This window comes from Bacillus sp. FJAT-47783 (assembly GCF_022808615.1).
Classification (GTDB): Bacteria; Bacillota; Bacilli; order Bacillales; family Aeribacillaceae; genus Bacillus_BZ.
This window is the reverse complement of sequence record NZ_JAKZKS010000023.1, coordinates 42,637-57,956: the sequence shown is the minus strand read 5'-3', so window position 1 is coordinate 57,956 and position 15,320 is coordinate 42,637. Positions and strand designations below refer to the sequence as shown.

At 35.8% G+C, this 15,320-nt stretch carries 17 protein-coding genes and 2 rRNA genes; 18 read left to right on the top strand and 1 reads right to left on the bottom strand.

The window, feature by feature from the left end:
• The 13 genes from MLD65_RS14675 to rsmI form a co-directional block, all read left to right on the top strand.
• A 23S ribosomal RNA gene (locus tag MLD65_RS14675) occupies positions 1-113 on the top strand; the annotation flags it as partial.
• 213 nt (positions 114-326) lie between these two features.
• Positions 327-441 (top strand): 5S ribosomal RNA (rrf, locus tag MLD65_RS14670).
• A 448-nt stretch (positions 442-889) separates the two neighbouring features.
• Positions 890-1,093, top strand: a complete 204-nt coding sequence (locus tag MLD65_RS14665; protein WP_243292600.1) for a sigma factor G inhibitor Gin — start codon at positions 890-892, stop codon at positions 1,091-1,093.
• A 98-nt stretch (positions 1,094-1,191) separates the two neighbouring features.
• Entirely contained in the window at positions 1,192-2,622 is a 1,431-nt protein-coding gene (locus tag MLD65_RS14660) for an aminotransferase class I/II-fold pyridoxal phosphate-dependent enzyme (protein WP_243292599.1), read from the top strand.
• A gap of 13 nt (positions 2,623-2,635) precedes the next feature.
• Entirely contained in the window at positions 2,636-3,271 is a 636-nt protein-coding gene (tmk, locus tag MLD65_RS14655; protein WP_243292598.1) for a dTMP kinase, read from the top strand.
• A gap of 100 nt (positions 3,272-3,371) precedes the next feature.
• Entirely contained in the window at positions 3,372-3,701 is a 330-nt protein-coding gene (locus MLD65_RS14650; RefSeq protein WP_243292597.1) for a cyclic-di-AMP receptor, read from the top strand.
• Between the two features lie 11 nt (positions 3,702-3,712).
• The gene (locus tag MLD65_RS14645; protein ID WP_243292596.1) at positions 3,713-4,153 is read left to right on the top strand and encodes a YaaR family protein; all 441 of its coding nucleotides are present in this window, start codon (positions 3,713-3,715) and stop codon (positions 4,151-4,153) included.
• A 14-nt stretch (positions 4,154-4,167) separates the two neighbouring features.
• Complete coding sequence (gene holB / locus MLD65_RS14640) at positions 4,168-5,160, top strand: DNA polymerase III subunit delta' (RefSeq protein WP_243292595.1); 993 nt, start codon at positions 4,168-4,170, stop codon at positions 5,158-5,160.
• 2 nt (positions 5,161-5,162) lie between these two features.
• Entirely contained in the window at positions 5,163-5,972 is an 810-nt protein-coding gene (gene ricT, locus MLD65_RS14635) for a competence/sporulation regulator complex protein RicT (RefSeq protein ID WP_243292594.1), read from the top strand.
• 31 nt (positions 5,973-6,003) lie between these two features.
• Positions 6,004-6,372: a DNA replication initiation control protein YabA gene (gene yabA / locus MLD65_RS14630; RefSeq protein WP_243292593.1), complete on the top strand. Its 369-nt coding sequence runs from the start codon at positions 6,004-6,006 to the stop codon at positions 6,370-6,372.
• 118 nt (positions 6,373-6,490) lie between these two features.
• Positions 6,491-7,234 (top strand): tRNA1(Val) (adenine(37)-N6)-methyltransferase, encoded by a 744-nt coding sequence (locus MLD65_RS14625; RefSeq protein ID WP_243292592.1) that lies wholly within the window; start codon positions 6,491-6,493, stop codon positions 7,232-7,234.
• Positions 7,221-7,484, top strand: a complete 264-nt coding sequence (locus MLD65_RS14620) for a GIY-YIG nuclease family protein (protein ID WP_243292607.1) — start codon at positions 7,221-7,223, stop codon at positions 7,482-7,484. The genes MLD65_RS14625 and MLD65_RS14620 overlap by 14 nt, the downstream gene beginning before the upstream one ends.
• Positions 7,484-8,362, top strand: a complete 879-nt coding sequence (gene rsmI, locus MLD65_RS14615) for a 16S rRNA (cytidine(1402)-2'-O)-methyltransferase (RefSeq protein ID WP_243292591.1) — start codon at positions 7,484-7,486, stop codon at positions 8,360-8,362. The genes MLD65_RS14620 and rsmI overlap by 1 nt, the downstream gene beginning before the upstream one ends.
• Before the next feature lie 240 nt (positions 8,363-8,602).
• Here rsmI and MLD65_RS14610 read toward each other — a convergent pair whose 3' ends face one another.
• Positions 8,603-8,893, bottom strand: a complete 291-nt coding sequence (locus MLD65_RS14610) for an AbrB/MazE/SpoVT family DNA-binding domain-containing protein (protein ID WP_243292606.1) — start codon at positions 8,891-8,893, stop codon at positions 8,603-8,605.
• 622 nt (positions 8,894-9,515) lie between these two features.
• Here MLD65_RS14610 and metG point away from each other — a divergent pair.
• The 5 genes from metG to rsmA all read left to right on the top strand — a co-directional run bounded on the left by metG (position 9,516) and on the right by rsmA (position 15,309).
• Complete coding sequence (gene metG / locus MLD65_RS14605) at positions 9,516-11,465, top strand: methionine--tRNA ligase (protein ID WP_243292590.1); 1,950 nt, start codon at positions 9,516-9,518, stop codon at positions 11,463-11,465.
• A gap of 101 nt (positions 11,466-11,566) precedes the next feature.
• Complete coding sequence (locus MLD65_RS14600) at positions 11,567-12,337, top strand: TatD family hydrolase (protein WP_243292589.1); 771 nt, start codon at positions 11,567-11,569, stop codon at positions 12,335-12,337.
• A gap of 211 nt (positions 12,338-12,548) precedes the next feature.
• A complete protein-coding gene (locus MLD65_RS14595; RefSeq protein WP_481748535.1) occupies positions 12,549-13,748 on the top strand; it encodes a ubiquitin-like domain-containing protein in 1,200 nt (399 codons plus the stop codon).
• A 120-nt stretch (positions 13,749-13,868) separates the two neighbouring features.
• Positions 13,869-14,435 carry a ribonuclease M5 gene (gene rnmV / locus MLD65_RS14590; protein ID WP_243292588.1) on the top strand — a complete coding sequence of 189 codons (567 nt, stop codon included), beginning with the start codon at positions 13,869-13,871 and terminating at the stop codon, positions 14,433-14,435.
• Positions 14,428-15,309, top strand: a complete 882-nt coding sequence (gene rsmA, locus MLD65_RS14585; RefSeq protein ID WP_243292587.1) for a 16S rRNA (adenine(1518)-N(6)/adenine(1519)-N(6))-dimethyltransferase RsmA — start codon at positions 14,428-14,430, stop codon at positions 15,307-15,309. The genes rnmV and rsmA overlap by 8 nt, the downstream gene beginning before the upstream one ends.
• Positions 15,310-15,320 lie beyond the last annotated feature (11 nt).

Sequence of the window (15,320 nt, the reverse complement as noted above, 5' to 3'; positions counted from 1 at the left end):
CCATCACGTTATGTGAGTAAGATCCCTGAAAGATGATCAGGTTGATAGGTCCGAGGTGGAAGTGTGGTGACACATGGAGCTGACGGATACTAATCGATCGAGGACTTAACCTAAATACATGAATAGATTTCAGTGAAACGTGTTATCTAGTTTTGAGAGAATAATGTTCTCTTTTAAGACTTTCATACAAGCGAAAAGGGTTTTGAGGAGCAAGCAGTTCTAGGAACCGAAGGAGGAGGTACCGGAGCGTACATCCGTACGTGAGGATGCCGATGACTGAAGGTGACAACGAAATGCGCCGCTCATCGAAAGCCGTAAAATATAGGTCTGGTGGCGATAGCGAAGAGGTCACACCCGTTCCCATACCGAACACGGAAGTTAAGCTCTTCAGCGCCGATGGTAGTTGGGATTAATCCCTGTGAGAGTAGGACGCTGCCAGGCAAACGAAGAACAGCAAAAGCTGTTCTTTTTTTGTGTTTTTAAACATCGGTGCAATAAAAGAAAATCTGGTGCAATTAATGGATATGAAGTTCAATTACACCATTAAATGTGCAAATACATGATAAGTGGTGCAATAATTTTGCAGTTCGTGCAATTAAGCTTGAGATTCGTGCAATTGTTACGGAAAGTGGTGCAATTACCCTCAATGTTCGCGCAAAAACATCCTCCAAACTATAATTAACCTAAGAAAAACAGTCGTTCCCCCTGTTTTTGAAAACGAAAGCTGCCCGAAATAAAAATTAATGTCAATTGTCCTTATTTTGACTTTCGTATATAGACAGACACGAAGATCGTCAAATTCCCATAGAATTTAAAGAGATTAATTAATTCGAAATATTGTATACAATTAATATGTTTGGCAAAACTGGTGGATGGAGGTGGAGAAATAATGAAATCAAATGGCAATCATGCAATGGTTGGAGAAGAATGTATTATTTGTAATCAAAATAAGAAAATAGGAATCCATCTTTATACCAGTTTTATATGTAATGATTGTGAAAAGGAAATGATTCGGACACATACGAATGATTTAAAGTATAAATATTTCGTTCAAAGGCTAAAGCGTATTAAAACATCACAATTACTTTCTTAACTTGGCTACACAACAGCCAAGTTTTTTAGTATCATAGGAAACTGACTGTGTTGTTATAATAAAATGAAAGAAAATACTATAAAAGGACGATACAAGTGATGAGTATAGACACGCCTCTATATGATGCGTTATTGCGACATATACAACGAAACCCTATATCTTTCCATGTACCAGGTCATAAGAACGGTACATTTTTTCATGAGAAAGGTCATCCTTTTTTTCACGAAATTTTAAAACTTGATGTAACAGAGTTAACTAATTTAGATGATCTACATGCACCTGAAGGAGTTATTAAGGATGCACAAAAGTTAGCTGCTCGCTTTTTTGACGTACAGTCTACTTATTTTTTAGTTAATGGTTCAACCGTTGGAAATTTAGCTATGATATTGGCATGTTGTCAAGAAGGGGATGTTGTTCTTGTTCAAAGAAATTGCCATAAGTCTATTATTCATGGGATTCAGCTTGCTGGGGCAACCCCTGTTTTTTTAGCACCGGTTGTAGATGAAGATCTCCAAGTTCCCTCTTATGTTCTAGTTGAAACTGTACGGCAGGCTATTAATCAGTACCCTATGGCGAAAGCATTAATTGTAACAAACCCTAATTATTACGGATTATCATACACAAAACTAGATGATGTTGTAGAATATGCCCATCAATGGAACATTCCTGTATTAGTAGATGAAGCTCACGGAGCACATTTTTGTGTAAGTTCTGTATTTCCTACTTCCGCTATTGAAGCAGGTGCTGACATTGTCATTCAATCTGCGCATAAAACATTACCTGCCTTGACTATGGGGTCATATCTTCACTTTAATAGTAAATTAATAAAAGAAGAGGACGTAAAAAAATATTTATCGATACTTCAGTCAAGTAGCCCTTCTTATATTATTATGGCTTCGCTTGATTTAGCAAGAGCGTATATGGAAAAGATGCAGTTTGAAGAAGATGAGGTTAATAAAACAATTAATCATTTTACGGATCATTTTCGACACTTGAAGGGTCTTCGTATTGTCAAATCAAACGATTCAAACGTGAACCAAGATCCACTAAAACTTACAGCTCGTTCGACAGAGGGATTAACAGGATACGATTTACAACAAGTATTTGAAGATAGTAGTCTTTTTCCTGAATTAGCGGATCCTTTTAATATGTTACTTATTTTACCGTTAACGACTCTGGATGAAAGGAGTATATCCTTTAAACAAATAGAAGACAAGTTATCTTACATACAAAATACTTTGCGAGGTAAGGAGGTTCCTTTTATACCTCTACAAAACTCTCTCGTAAGTCTTGGTGTTCCTTATAAGGAGCTAGAGAAAAGAAATAAACGATATGTTTCATTACATGAAGCAGTGGGAAATCTTTGCGCAGAAATGATTATTCCATATCCTCCTGGCATCCCATTACTGATGATAGGTGAAAGAATTACAAACGATCATATTGTGCAAATGAAAGCATTGCTTCAAATGAATGTAAAGATACAAGGTGGAAGCAGTTTGCGAGATAATACTATATTAATATATGAATAAAAGGAGAACGAAGATGAAAGGCTTTTTTGTTACATTTGAAGGTCCAGATGGGGCTGGAAAAACAACGATTTTATCTAAACTAGTAAATGATTTTGAACGTAAAGGCCAATCAGTTGTAGCAACTCGTGAACCGGGTGGCATTGTCATTTCGGAAAAAATTCGAGAAATTATATTAAATAAAAGTCATACAACGATGGATGCTCGTACGGAAGCTCTATTATATGCCGCAGCTAGAAGGCAACATTTAGTCGAAAAGGTTATCCCAGCTTTAGAAGAAAATAAGCTTGTATTATGTGACCGATTTATCGATAGTTCACTAGCTTATCAAGGATATGCGCGAGGTATTGGGATAAAAGATGTACTCCAAATGAATGAATTTGCGATTCATGGTGTTATGCCACATTTAACATTATTTTTTGATATTACTCCTGAGCGAGGTTTAGAACGGATTGCGGAAAATCAAGAAAGGGAAACAAACCGTCTTGATTTAGAACATTTAGATTTTCATTACGAGGTATACAAAGGGTATAAACAAGTAATTAATATGTTTCCAGAGCGGATTAAAGTAGTAAATGCCGATCAACCGATTGAAAGAGTATATATGGAAGTAAAGGAAATCTTGAAACCTTATTTACAATCTATGTTGTAGGCCTTTATTTCTTGTTATAATGGTAGATAATATTTGGAATTATCGATTCTGTCATGCTAGTAAATTGGAACCGTGTTAAAATAAAAAGGAGGCTTTCTTTATGAAGCTAATTATGGCGGTCGTGCAGGATCAAGATAGTAGTCGTCTTTTAAAGGCATTAACGGAGCATAACTTTCGTGTAACGAAGTTAGCGAGTACTGGAGGCTTCTTGAAGTCTGGGAATACGACGTTTATGATTGGAACGGAAGATATACGTGTTGAAAAAGCACTTCAAATAATAAAAGAAAATTGTCAATCTCGTGATCAACTTGTTGCTCCTGTATCACCTATGGGGGGGAATGCTGATTCTTACGTCCCATATCCAGTTGAGGTAGAGGTTGGAGGAGCAACAGTTTTTGTTTTACCAGTGGAATCATTTCATCAATTTTAAGGTGGACGAACATGAAAGTAAGTGAGTTGTTACTTCCTCAAGCATCGAAACGTGAAATAAAGCAAAATAAGACTTCAACAAGTACAAGACCCTTTCATGAGCTTGTGCAAAAACAGGAATCTAAGCTATACAATGACCAATTAAATAAGCTTATGACAGAGTTAGAACGAGCAGGAAGTCGTTTGCATAGATCAATGAATGTTCATGACTTATCAACGTTTAAAACGATAGTGAAACGATTTATTCGAGAAGCTGTCGAATATGGTATGTCTTTAAAAGAATCGAACAACTGGGATTTAAATGGTAATAAACGAACCCTTCATTTAGTAGAAGAAATTGATCAAAAGCTTGTAGAGTTAACAGATGAATTATTAACAAAAGAGAAAGAAGGGGTCAATATTTTAGGGAAAATTGGTGAGATAAAAGGGCTTCTCATTAACCTGTATACGTAAGTGAGTGATGTACAATGAAAACGTGGGAGCAATTGACTGAATATCAACCTCGGGTACTAAAAATTTTCCAAAATACGATTCAAAAAAACAGGTTAGCCCATGCGTATTTATTTGAAGGAAAAAGAGGTACGGGAAAAAAAGACGCTGCTTTGTTATTAGCAAGAAGCTATTTTTGTGAAAGTTTACGTGATGATTTCAAACCATGTGAACAATGTAAGAATTGTAAAAGAATTCAAAGTGGTAATCATCCTGATGTTCATTTAATAGAACCAGACGGTCTTTCAATAAAAAAGTGGCAAATTCAAGCACTACAAGAGGAATTTTCAAAGACAGGTGTTGAATCAAACCGGAAGCTCTATATTATTTCCCATTGTGATAAAATGACAGCTAATGCTGCTAATAGTTTATTGAAGTTTTTAGAAGAACCAACAAATGGTACGATGGCTATATTAATGACGGAACAAATTCAATTAATATTACCTACCATTTTGTCACGCTGTCAGGTTATATCCTTTCAACCTTTGTCACCAATAAAGATCAAAGAATGGTTAATTGAAAAAGGGATGCCAACTCATTTAGCTGCTCTTGCTAGTCATTTAACGAATAGTATAGAGGAAGCGCAAAAGCTTTGTGAGGACAATTGGTTTGCAGAAGCGAGAACGAAAGTGATAAAATTATATGAAATATTAAATTCTCGTCAAAACAAAGTGTTGCTATATATACACAGCCAATGGATGCCTTTTTTTAATGATAAAGAAAAACTTGAAAGCGGATTAGATTTGCTCTTGTATTTATATAAAGATTTTATATTAATTCAAGCCAGTCTTGACCAAGATGTTGTGTATCAAGACTTATTGACAATGTTAAAGCAACAGGCACTCCAAATGAGTCAGCGTGCTGCTTTAAGCCATGTTGTTTCAATTATGGAAGCAAAAAGGCGATTGGGAGCTAATGTGAACCCACAGTTATTAATGGAGCAACTGGTTTTAACATTGCAGGAGGGATAAGTTTGTATGATGTAGTCGGGGTTCGCTTTAAAAAAGCGGGAAAAATATACTATTTTGATCCGAATGGGTTTGAGATAAATAAAAACGATTTTGTTATTGTCGAAACGATACGTGGGATTGAGTACGGAAAAGTCGTTGTTGGGAAAAAGCAAGTCGGTGAAAATGATATTGTACTACCATTAAAAAAAGTTATACGAGTAGCTGATGACAAAGATCGAATTATTGTGAAGGAAAACCATGAAGCAGCAAAAGAAGCATTTGATGTATGTTTAACGAAAGTGGATGAGCATGGCTTAGATATGAAGCTTGTCGATGTTGAGTATACATTTGATCGTAATAAAGTCATCTTCTATTTCACAGCTGATGGACGAGTCGATTTTCGTGAGCTTGTAAAGGACTTAGCTGCTATTTTTAAAACGAGAATTGAACTTAGACAAATTGGTGTTCGTGATGAAGCAAAAATGCTTGGTGGAATCGGCCCGTGTGGACGTATGTTATGCTGTTCAACCTTTTTAGGGGATTTCGAACCCGTGTCGATTAAAATGGCAAAAGATCAAAATCTATCATTGAATCCGACAAAAATTTCAGGATTATGTGGAAGGTTAATGTGCTGTTTAAAATATGAAAATGATGAGTATGAAACAGCGAAAGAACAGCTTCCTGATATTGGAGAGATGATTGATACACCTAATGGAAAAGGAAAAGTTGTAGGATTAAATATATTAGAGCGAGTGTTACAAGTTGAACTAGTTGAACGAGATCGTGTTGTGGAGTATACGTGGGATGAATTGATAAGCGAAGGTGCTGTATAGAGGAAATCCACAGATTAGAGGTGGAATCACGGTGGATAATAAAGAGATTTTTGAATCAGTAACAAGTTTAGAAGAGCAAATTGGTTCCCTTTATCGCCAACTTGGAGAATTAAAACAACATATAGGAGAGCTCATTGAAGAAAATAATCATTTAAAAATGGAAAATGAAAATCTTCGTCGTAGATTGTATCCAGTTGAAGAAAAAACTTCTAATCAAATCAACGAAACAAAAAGAAAGAAAAAAAGAGAAGAGAAACAACCCATCGTTGATATCGGTGAAGGGTATGATAATTTAGCGAGATTATACCAAGAAGGGTTTCATATATGTAATTTACACTATGGAAGTGTAAGAAAAGATGGTGATTGTCTCTTCTGCTTATCATTTTTAAATAAAAAGTAAGAAAAAGTCTTTCGTATATATGGAAGGCTTTTCTTTTTGCTAAGACAAGATCTCTTCTTCTAATAAAATAATGGTTATAATATAAATTAAGTAATAAAGAGTAGAAAGGAAAAGCAGCATGGTGGAATTACACGGTGATGAAAGACTTGATTATTTACTAGCAGAGGATTTAAGAATTATCCAAAGTCCGTCGGTGTTCTCTTTTTCTATAGATGCCGTCTTACTTTCAAAATTTGTCTATATGCCGATTCAAAAAGGGAATATTCTGGATTTATGTACTGGTAACGGGGTAATTCCATTGTTATTAAGTACAAGGACGAAAGGAAAAATTACCGGTGTAGAAATACAAGAACGTCTGTTCAAAATGGCTGAGCGCAGTGTTGAATATAATCAATTAAGTAATCAAATTAATATTATTCATGGCGACATTAAAGATATGCCAAAACAGCTTGGGTTTGGGAAGTTTGATGTTGTAACGTGTAATCCTCCATACTTTAAAACTCCTGGTCAAGAGGAAATCAATAATAATGAACATTACGCGATAGCACGGCATGAAATTTACTGCACGTTAGAGGATGTCGTACGTGTAAGTAGTCAATTAGTAAGGGCAGGGGGGAAAGTCGCTTTTGTTCATCGACCTGGTCGTTTATTGGAAATCGTCGAATTGATGAGGCATTATAAAATTGAGCCGAAAAGAATTCGATTTGTCTATCCGAAGTTAGGGAAGGAAGCAAATACGCTATTAATAGAAGGAACGAAGGGTGGAAAACAAGATTTAAAAGTTCTACCACCACTCATTGTTTATAATGATAAAAATGAATATACGAAGGAAATTTATGAAATCTTATATGGATCAAAATAGTCATTATTTTTATGTACTGGAATGTAGCGATGGTAGTTATTATGCTGGATATACAAATGATCTCGAACGTCGAGTAGCCATGCATAATAAAGGAAAAGGAGCTAAATATACGAGAGGAAGAAGGCCTGTCAAACTGATTTATAATAAACGGTTTGAAACGAAGCAGGAAGCTATGAGTGTTGAATATTATTTTAAAAAATTATCGAGAAAAAATAAAGAACAGTACATGCAGGAGGGGGATGATGATTAATGCAGCAACAAAAAAGCTTTGTATCAAATGAAATGACAGGCACTCTATATTTAGTACCTACACCAATCGGAAATTTAGAAGATATGACATTTAGAGCAATTCGCATATTAAAAGAATCGGATGTGATCGCTGCTGAAGATACGAGACAAACGAAAAAGCTATGTAATCATTTTGACATTCAAACACCTATTATAAGTCACCATGAACATAACAAAGAAAGTAGTGGAGTAAAAATTATCCAACTACTTAAAGAAGGACAAAAAGTATCGTTAGTCAGTGATGCTGGAATGCCGACCATCTCGGATCCTGGAGTTGAATTGGTAAAGAAAGTAGTTGACCATGGTTTTCCTGTTATTCCTTTACCAGGGGCTAATGCTGCTTTAACTGCATTAATTGCTTCGGGTATCTCGACACATCCTTTTTATTTTTTCGGATTTTTAGATCGACAAAAAAAAGTGAAGAAAAAACAACTACTGCACTTAAGAAATCGAACAGAGACGGTTATTTTATACGAATCTCCACACAGATTAAAAGAAACATTACAACTAATGCTTGATTATTTGGGGAATCGTTCAATGGCGATTTCTCGAGAACTTACGAAGAAGTATGAAGAATTTATCCGAGGTACCATTGAAGAATGTTTGCAGTGGGCAGGTCAGAATGAAATTAAAGGAGAGTTTTGTTTAGTTGTTGAGGGGTGTGACGAAAACGAAGCTCTTGCCATTGAAGAGGAACAAGCTTGGTGGAAGAACTTAACCATAAATGAGCACGTGACACAATATATAGAAAAAGGTTTTACGTCTAAAGAAGCGATTAAACAAGTATCAAAAGACCGTAATGTCCCAAAACGAGAAGTGTACCAAGCATATCATATGTAATAAAAAAACTAGTCATGAAATCAATCAATGACTAGTTTTTTTAATGTCAGAATTTATATCATTTTGATAAAGCTTTCATGGATTAATAGAGTCTTCATTGTTCAGCGCAAGCACCTAGCCCCTCAGGAATTGGAGGCAAAGAGCGTCTTATGCTTGTCGGGGTAGTTCAAGCGCTTAAACTTTTCTTAAAAGAAAAAAGTCCCTTAAGAGGGACAGAAAATGGCATATACTTTCGAACTATTATTTAGAAGCTTCTAATTGAGATTGGATTTCTTCTAAAACTTTTTCAGCACCTTCACGGCTAAGAATAATTTTACCGTCAGCAAGTTTGAAGTTATCGTCAGAAACTTCACCGGTTACTTGGCATGTCATGTTTGGCTTATACTTCTTTAAAATAATACGATCATCATCCACATAAATTTCAAGAGCGTCCTTTTCAGCAATACCTAAAGTACGACGTAATTCAATTGGAATAACAACGCGTCCTAATTCATCTACTTTACGAACAATACCTGTTGATTTCATTAGTATCATTTCCCCTCTCAGTTATAAAATTTCATTTATCTTTATCTATCTTTTTGTATTTCGTCATAATTCGACAAAAATCGCTTTCCTTTATAGAATAACAGTGTTTCCATAAAACGTCAATAATTTTATTTTTAAAAGTTTGTAAAAAATAAGGAAATCGATAAAAATCTAGTAATGTCACGGAGAAGAATTGGTCATTTTTGCTTTCGATGTAAATAAAAGGGTAAATTTACATATTATTATTATTTGATTGATAATGTTTTTTCTTTAAAAGGGACAAGTATTTCTATAGATTTTTCGACAAAAGTCATGACTGTTCTAGTTTAATCAAAAGAAAGATGTATATTTTCTTGATTAAACAGGCTATGATGGTATCATAGAATATGTAGAAAAAATTGTTTGAAGTGTGTCGCTCTCGTCCATTAGGGCGAGGGCTTTCTTGTAATATCAGAATTTATAACATGTATCAAAAGTTCGTAGGGTTACTGGAGCTTTTGTTGTCCAGCTCCTATCCCTCGAGTCAAATAACCTTAAAAAGCCCTTTTCGTCGTAAGAACATTTGCTTATCGTGCTAAGTAAAGTGCTGGAGCTTTTCTTGTATATATTTAATTAGGGAGGTCAAATAATGGACAGTCGGAAAAATACGTTCTATATTACTACACCGATTTATTACCCAAGTGGAAAATTACATATTGGACATGCTTATACAACCGTTGCGGGAGATGCAATGGCTCGATACAAGCGTTTACGTGGCTTCGATGTCATGTATTTAACGGGAACTGATGAGCATGGTCAAAAAATTCAACGTAACGCAGAACAAAAAGGTGTTACACCTCAACAATATGTAGATGAAATTGTAGCGGGAATAAAAGAGCTATGGAAAAAGCTTGATATTTCCTATGATGATTTTATTCGTACAACAGAAGAACGTCATAAGAAAGTTGCAGCAGCAATTTTTGACAAACTTGTTAAGCAAGGAGATATTTATTTAGATCAATATGAAGGTTGGTATTGTACACCTTGTGAATCTTTTTTTACAGAACGTCAACTTGTTGATGGAAATTGTCCAGACTGTGGTCGTCCAGTTGAGAAAGTAAAAGAAGAATCTTATTTCTTCAAAATGAGTAAGTATGTTGATCGCTTGCTGGCGTTCTATGAAGAAAACCCTGAGTTTATTCAACCTGAATCCCGTAAAAATGAAATGATTAACAACTTTATTAAACCAGGCCTTGAAGATTTAGCGGTTTCTCGTACAACGTTTGATTGGGGAATAAAAGTACCTGAAGATCCAAAGCATGTTATTTACGTTTGGATTGATGCCTTATCCAATTATATTACAGCACTAGGTTATGGGACTGATGATGATTCCAACTATCAAAAATATTGGCCGGCTGATGTTCATCTTGTTGGAAAGGAAATTGTTCGTTTTCATACCATTTACTGGCCAATTATGCTGATGGCATTAGATCTACCTTTACCGAAAAAAGTATTTGCACATGGCTGGTTATTAATGAAAGATGGAAAAATGTCAAAGTCAAAAGGAAATGTCGTCGATCCTATATCGTTAATTGATCGTTACGGACTTGATGCTCTTCGATACTATTTGCTCCGTGAAGTGCCATTTGGTTCTGACGGTGTATTTACGCCTGAAGGATTTATTGAGCGAATTAACTTTGACTTAGCTAATGACTTAGGAAACTTATTAAATCGTACTGTGGCAATGATTCAAAAATATTTCGATGGTACTGTCACAAAAGAGATGGGAGAGGCTACACCGTTTGATGAGGTATTAAGATCTTTTCATAAGGAAACGATTGAAAAGTACGAAGAAGCGATGGAGAAAATGGAGTTTTCTGTTGCATTAGCTTCTTTATGGCAGTTTGTTAGTCGAACGAACAAATATATAGACGAGACACAGCCATGGGTTTTAGCCAAAGATGAAGCGAAACGGCCTCAGCTTGCCTCTGTTATGTACCATTTAGCAGAATCATTACGTCAAATAGCTGTACTTTTAAAACCGTTTTTAACGAAAACACCAGAGGCTATTTTTACACAGCTCGGTGTAACAGAGGAAGAATTACAAAAGTGGCATTCAATTGAATCATTCGGTTTGTTAAAGACAGTAAAAGTACAAAAAGGAAATCCGCTCTTCCCACGATTAGATGTAGAGGAAGAAGTGAAGTATATTCAAGGGCAAATGAAAGGCTCAGAGAAAAAAGAAGAAAAGCCGGTACAAAAAACGGAAAATACAGAAGAAATTACAATCGATGATTTTATGAAAGTAGATTTCCGGGTCGCAGAAATATTAAAAGCTGAACCAGTTAAAAAGGCCAATCGCTTATTAAAAATTCAATTAGACTTAGGGGTTGAAAAACGTCAAGTTGTATCTGGCATTGCTGAGCATTATACACCAGAAGATTTAATCGGGAAAAAAGTGATTTGTGTAACGAATTTAAAACCAGTCAAACTTCGTGGAGAATTGTCACAAGGAATGATTTTAGCAGGTGAAGAAAATGGAAAATTGTCGCTTGCTACTGTCGATTCTGCACTGCCAAACGGGACAAAAATTAAGTAATTGAGTCAAAAAGAAGAGGTGTTTCACGTGAAACATACGGTTGGCACCTCTTCTACTATTGTCGAAAAAATCGTTAAACAACGAAGAAAGGATGTCGAATAATGTTTTTTGATACCCATGCTCACCTTAATGCCGTTCAATATGAAGATGACTTAGAAACGGTCATTCAAAGAGCAAAGAATGAAGGAGTTTCCCATATTGTCGTTGTTGGGTTTGATCGCGATACGATTCATAGAGCGATGGAATTAACCGAAGCGCACGACTTTATTTATGCTGCAGTTGGTTGGCACCCAGTAGATGCCATTGATATGACAGAACATGATTTAGCTTGGATTAAAGAGCTAGCTAGCCATCCGAAAGTAGTAGCAATTGGCGAAATGGGCCTCGATTATTATTGGGATAAATCTCCAAAAGATGTTCAAAAAGAAGTATTCCGTAAGCAAATTGCTCTTGCAAAAGAAGTAAAACTTCCAATTATTATTCATAATCGGGAAGCAACGGCAGATATCGTGGAAATATTAAAAGAGGAGAACGCTCAAGAGGTTGGAGGGATAATGCATTGCTTTTCAGGTAGTTTAGAGGTAGCAAAGCAATGTATGGAAATGAATTTTTACATTTCATTTGGTGGTCCCGTAACATTTAAAAATGCCAAAAAACCAAAGGAAGTGGCGAAAGAAATTCCACTTGATCGGTTACTAATTGAAACAGATTGCCCTTATTTAACTCCACATCCGTATCGTGGTAAAAGAAATGAACCTAGCTATGTAAAGTTTGTGGCTGAGCAATTAGCGGAAATTAAAGGAATTTCTATTGAAGAAGTTTCCAGAGTAACGACGGAAAATGCAATGAAAATTTTCGGCATTTCTCGATAAAAAGTTCGAAGTTTTGACGACAGAAAAAACCAAATATATCAATGGTTCTTCTAAATTTGTATACGTGTCCTTTCCTAAAATGAATAACGTGTCGATAACTATTTCTTCCCTTTTCACTAGTTTTTTAGGATAATATTGAATAAAAGTGAGGAGGGTTGACAGTTTCCAATTTACTCTATATAATCCATCGGGAGGAGAAGGAGGCGTTTTTGTGATTTCGAACATACAAAAATTACTAGGAAATCTTTCGAAAAAAAATAGACTGATCCTCTCCGCTGTTGGTGTATGTCTATTTGGAACAGGAACTGCTTATGGCACGTACGAAGGGACAAAGGAGACCGTCACAGTACATATTGACGGAAACAAGGAACAAGTTCGAACGCATGCAGATACAGTTGAAGCCCTATTTGAAGACTTAGATATAGAAATAGCAAAAGAAGATTATATATCACCTTCTAAAGATGCGAAAGTTCTAGATAACATGAGCGTCATTTACAAAAAGGCTAAGCCCATACAAATAACTGTAAATGAAGAACGAAGGACCATTTGGACAACAGCTGAAACAGTGGAGGAGCTGCTCAAGGAAGAAAGTATATCATTCAATGAGCATGATAAAATTGAACCAGCGTTGGATGCTAAAATTAAAAAAGATATGACGCTCAACGTTCAACATGCAATGCAAGTAACGGTAAATGTTGGCGGTAAAGAACAACAAATCTGGTCAACTTCGACTACGGTCGCTGACTTTTTAAAGGAGCAAAATATTAAGCTAGCGGATTTAGATAAGGTTGAACCTGAGTTGACGGCAAAACTTAAAGACCATAACAAAGTTGTTGTCACACGAGTAGAAAAAGTCACCGATGTAGTGGAAGAACCTTTAGCGTATGATGTCATTGAGAAAAAGGATCAAAATTTAGAACGCGGGAAAAAGAAAGTCATTCAGTCAGGTAAACAAGGAATGGCTGAAAAACATTATGAAATTATTTTAGAAAATGGAAAAGAAGTTGCACGTGATTTAATTAAAACTGTTACGAAACAAGACAGTGTCGACAAAATTGTTGCAGTGGGCACGAAAGCACCACCGCAATCGACAACCGTATCGCGTGGATCAACTTCTTCGACGAAAGAATTCTTTGCTGTAGCTACAGCTTATACAGCGTCTTGTAATGGTTGTTCAGGAAAAACCGCGACAGGATTCAATTTAAAAGCAAATCCAAATGCGAAAGTGATTGCAGTTGATCCAAATGTTATTCCACTCGGATCAAAAGTGTATGTTGAAGGTTATGGGTATGCAGTTGCAGCCGACACCGGATCAGCGATTAAAGGAAATAAAATAGATGTATTCTTTGCTGATAAGTCATCTGCTTACCGGTGGGGCCGCAAACAAGTGAAAGTAAGAGTTTTAAAGTAACGAGAAAACAGGGGGATTTTTAACCCTCTGTTTTTTTACGTTATAATGGTAAATCATTGACCTTTTCATATACATAGACGCTAAATATTACAAAAAGGTTTCAAATTTGTGGAGGAAAAAATGAAAAAAATAAAAGAAATTATCGTTGTAGAAGGAAGAGATGATACAGTATCCATAAAAAGAGCTGTTGATGCAGATACAATCGAAACGAACGGGTCTGCTATTAATGATACAACAATCGAACAAATTCGATTAGCTCAAAAAAAGAGAGGGGTTATTATTTTTACAGATCCGGATTTTCCAGGGGAAAAAATCAGGAAAACAATTGCTGAAAAAGTTCCTGGTTGCAAGCATGCTTTTCTTCCCAAACATGAAGCAAAAGCGAAGAAGGGGAGAGGATTAGGGGTAGAGCATGCTACAATAGAAGCCATACGGAAAGCATTGGATTGTGTAAAAGAAGAAATGATAGAAGTACCAAGTCAAATCCAATATGAAGATTTACTGCAAGCTGGTCTATTAGGTGGTAGTCATGCGAAAAGTCGAAGAGAACGACTTGGAGAGTTGTTGAAAATTGGTTACACAAATGGTAAACAACTGCAAAAAAGGTTGCAAATGTTTCAAATTTCAAAGGCGGATTTTTGTCAAGCTATAGAAGTAATCATTCAGGAGGAACTTTCGGATGAGTAAAGATATTGCAACACCCGTTAGAACGAAAGAAATACTTGAACAATTTGGATTTTCATTTAAGAAGAGTTTAGGTCAAAACTTTTTAATTGATACCAATATTCTACATCGTATTGCTGATCATGCGGAAATAACTGATCGTACAGGGGTTATTGAAATTGGCCCTGGAATAGGAGCTCTAACAGAACAGCTTGCTAAAAGAGCAAAAAAAGTTGTCGCTTTTGAAATCGATGGCCGTTTAATCCCCATATTGGAAAAAACGTTACAGCCGTATCCGAATGTTAAAGTGATTCATCAAGATGTTCTAAAAGCAAATTTACATGAAGCAATAGAAACATACTTTGGTGATTGTGATGAAGTGATGGTTGTTGCTAATTTACCGTATTATGTAACAACGCCAATTATCATGAAGCTTCTTGAAGAACAATTGCCTTTAAAAGGAATTGTTGTCATGCTTCAAAAAGAAGTAGCAGAGCGGATGGCTGCAGATCCATCAACAAAGGACTACGGTTCTTTATCAATTGCTGTCCAGTACTATACAGAGGCTAAAACCGTTATGACAGTGCCTAAGACGGTGTTTATTCCACAGCCGAATGTTGATTCAGCTGTTATTCGACTACATTTACGTAAAGAGCCTGTTGTAGTAGTGAAAAATGAGTCTTTTTTCTTTCAAGTAGTGAGAGCAAGCTTTGCTCAAAGAAGAAAAACATTACTAAATAACTTAACGAACAACTTACCCGATGGTAAAAAATATAAAGAGGAAATGGTGGATGCATTAGAGATAATAAATATTGATCCGAAGCGACGAGGGGAATCTTTAACGATTAAGGAATTTGCACTTTTAAGTGATTCTTTGTATCAACTATTGATGAAATAAGGAAAACGAAC

Excerpts from the sequence above, each read along its gene's own strand:
- MLD65_RS14600 (WP_243292589.1), top strand. The coding sequence starts at position 11,567 with ATGTTTTTTGATACCCATGCTCACCTTAATGCCGTTCAATATGAAGAT.
- MLD65_RS14620 (WP_243292607.1), top strand. The coding sequence starts at position 7,221 with ATGGATCAAAATAGTCATTATTTTTATGTACTGGAATGTAGCGATGGT.
- MLD65_RS14665 (WP_243292600.1), top strand. The coding sequence starts at position 890 with ATGAAATCAAATGGCAATCATGCAATGGTTGGAGAAGAATGTATTATT.
- MLD65_RS14625 (WP_243292592.1), top strand. The coding sequence starts at position 6,491 with ATGGTGGAATTACACGGTGATGAAAGACTTGATTATTTACTAGCAGAG.
- MLD65_RS14650 (WP_243292597.1), top strand. The coding sequence starts at position 3,372 with ATGAAGCTAATTATGGCGGTCGTGCAGGATCAAGATAGTAGTCGTCTT.
- holB (WP_243292595.1), top strand. The coding sequence starts at position 4,168 with ATGAAAACGTGGGAGCAATTGACTGAATATCAACCTCGGGTACTAAAA.
- tmk (WP_243292598.1), top strand. The coding sequence starts at position 2,636 with ATGAAAGGCTTTTTTGTTACATTTGAAGGTCCAGATGGGGCTGGAAAA.
- MLD65_RS14660 (WP_243292599.1), top strand. The coding sequence starts at position 1,192 with ATGAGTATAGACACGCCTCTATATGATGCGTTATTGCGACATATACAA.
- rsmI (WP_243292591.1), top strand. The coding sequence starts at position 7,484 with ATGCAGCAACAAAAAAGCTTTGTATCAAATGAAATGACAGGCACTCTA.
- MLD65_RS14645 (WP_243292596.1), top strand. The coding sequence starts at position 3,713 with ATGAAAGTAAGTGAGTTGTTACTTCCTCAAGCATCGAAACGTGAAATA.
- rsmA (WP_243292587.1), top strand. The coding sequence starts at position 14,428 with ATGAGTAAAGATATTGCAACACCCGTTAGAACGAAAGAAATACTTGAA.
- metG (WP_243292590.1), top strand. The coding sequence starts at position 9,516 with ATGGACAGTCGGAAAAATACGTTCTATATTACTACACCGATTTATTAC.
- rnmV (WP_243292588.1), top strand. The coding sequence starts at position 13,869 with ATGAAAAAAATAAAAGAAATTATCGTTGTAGAAGGAAGAGATGATACA.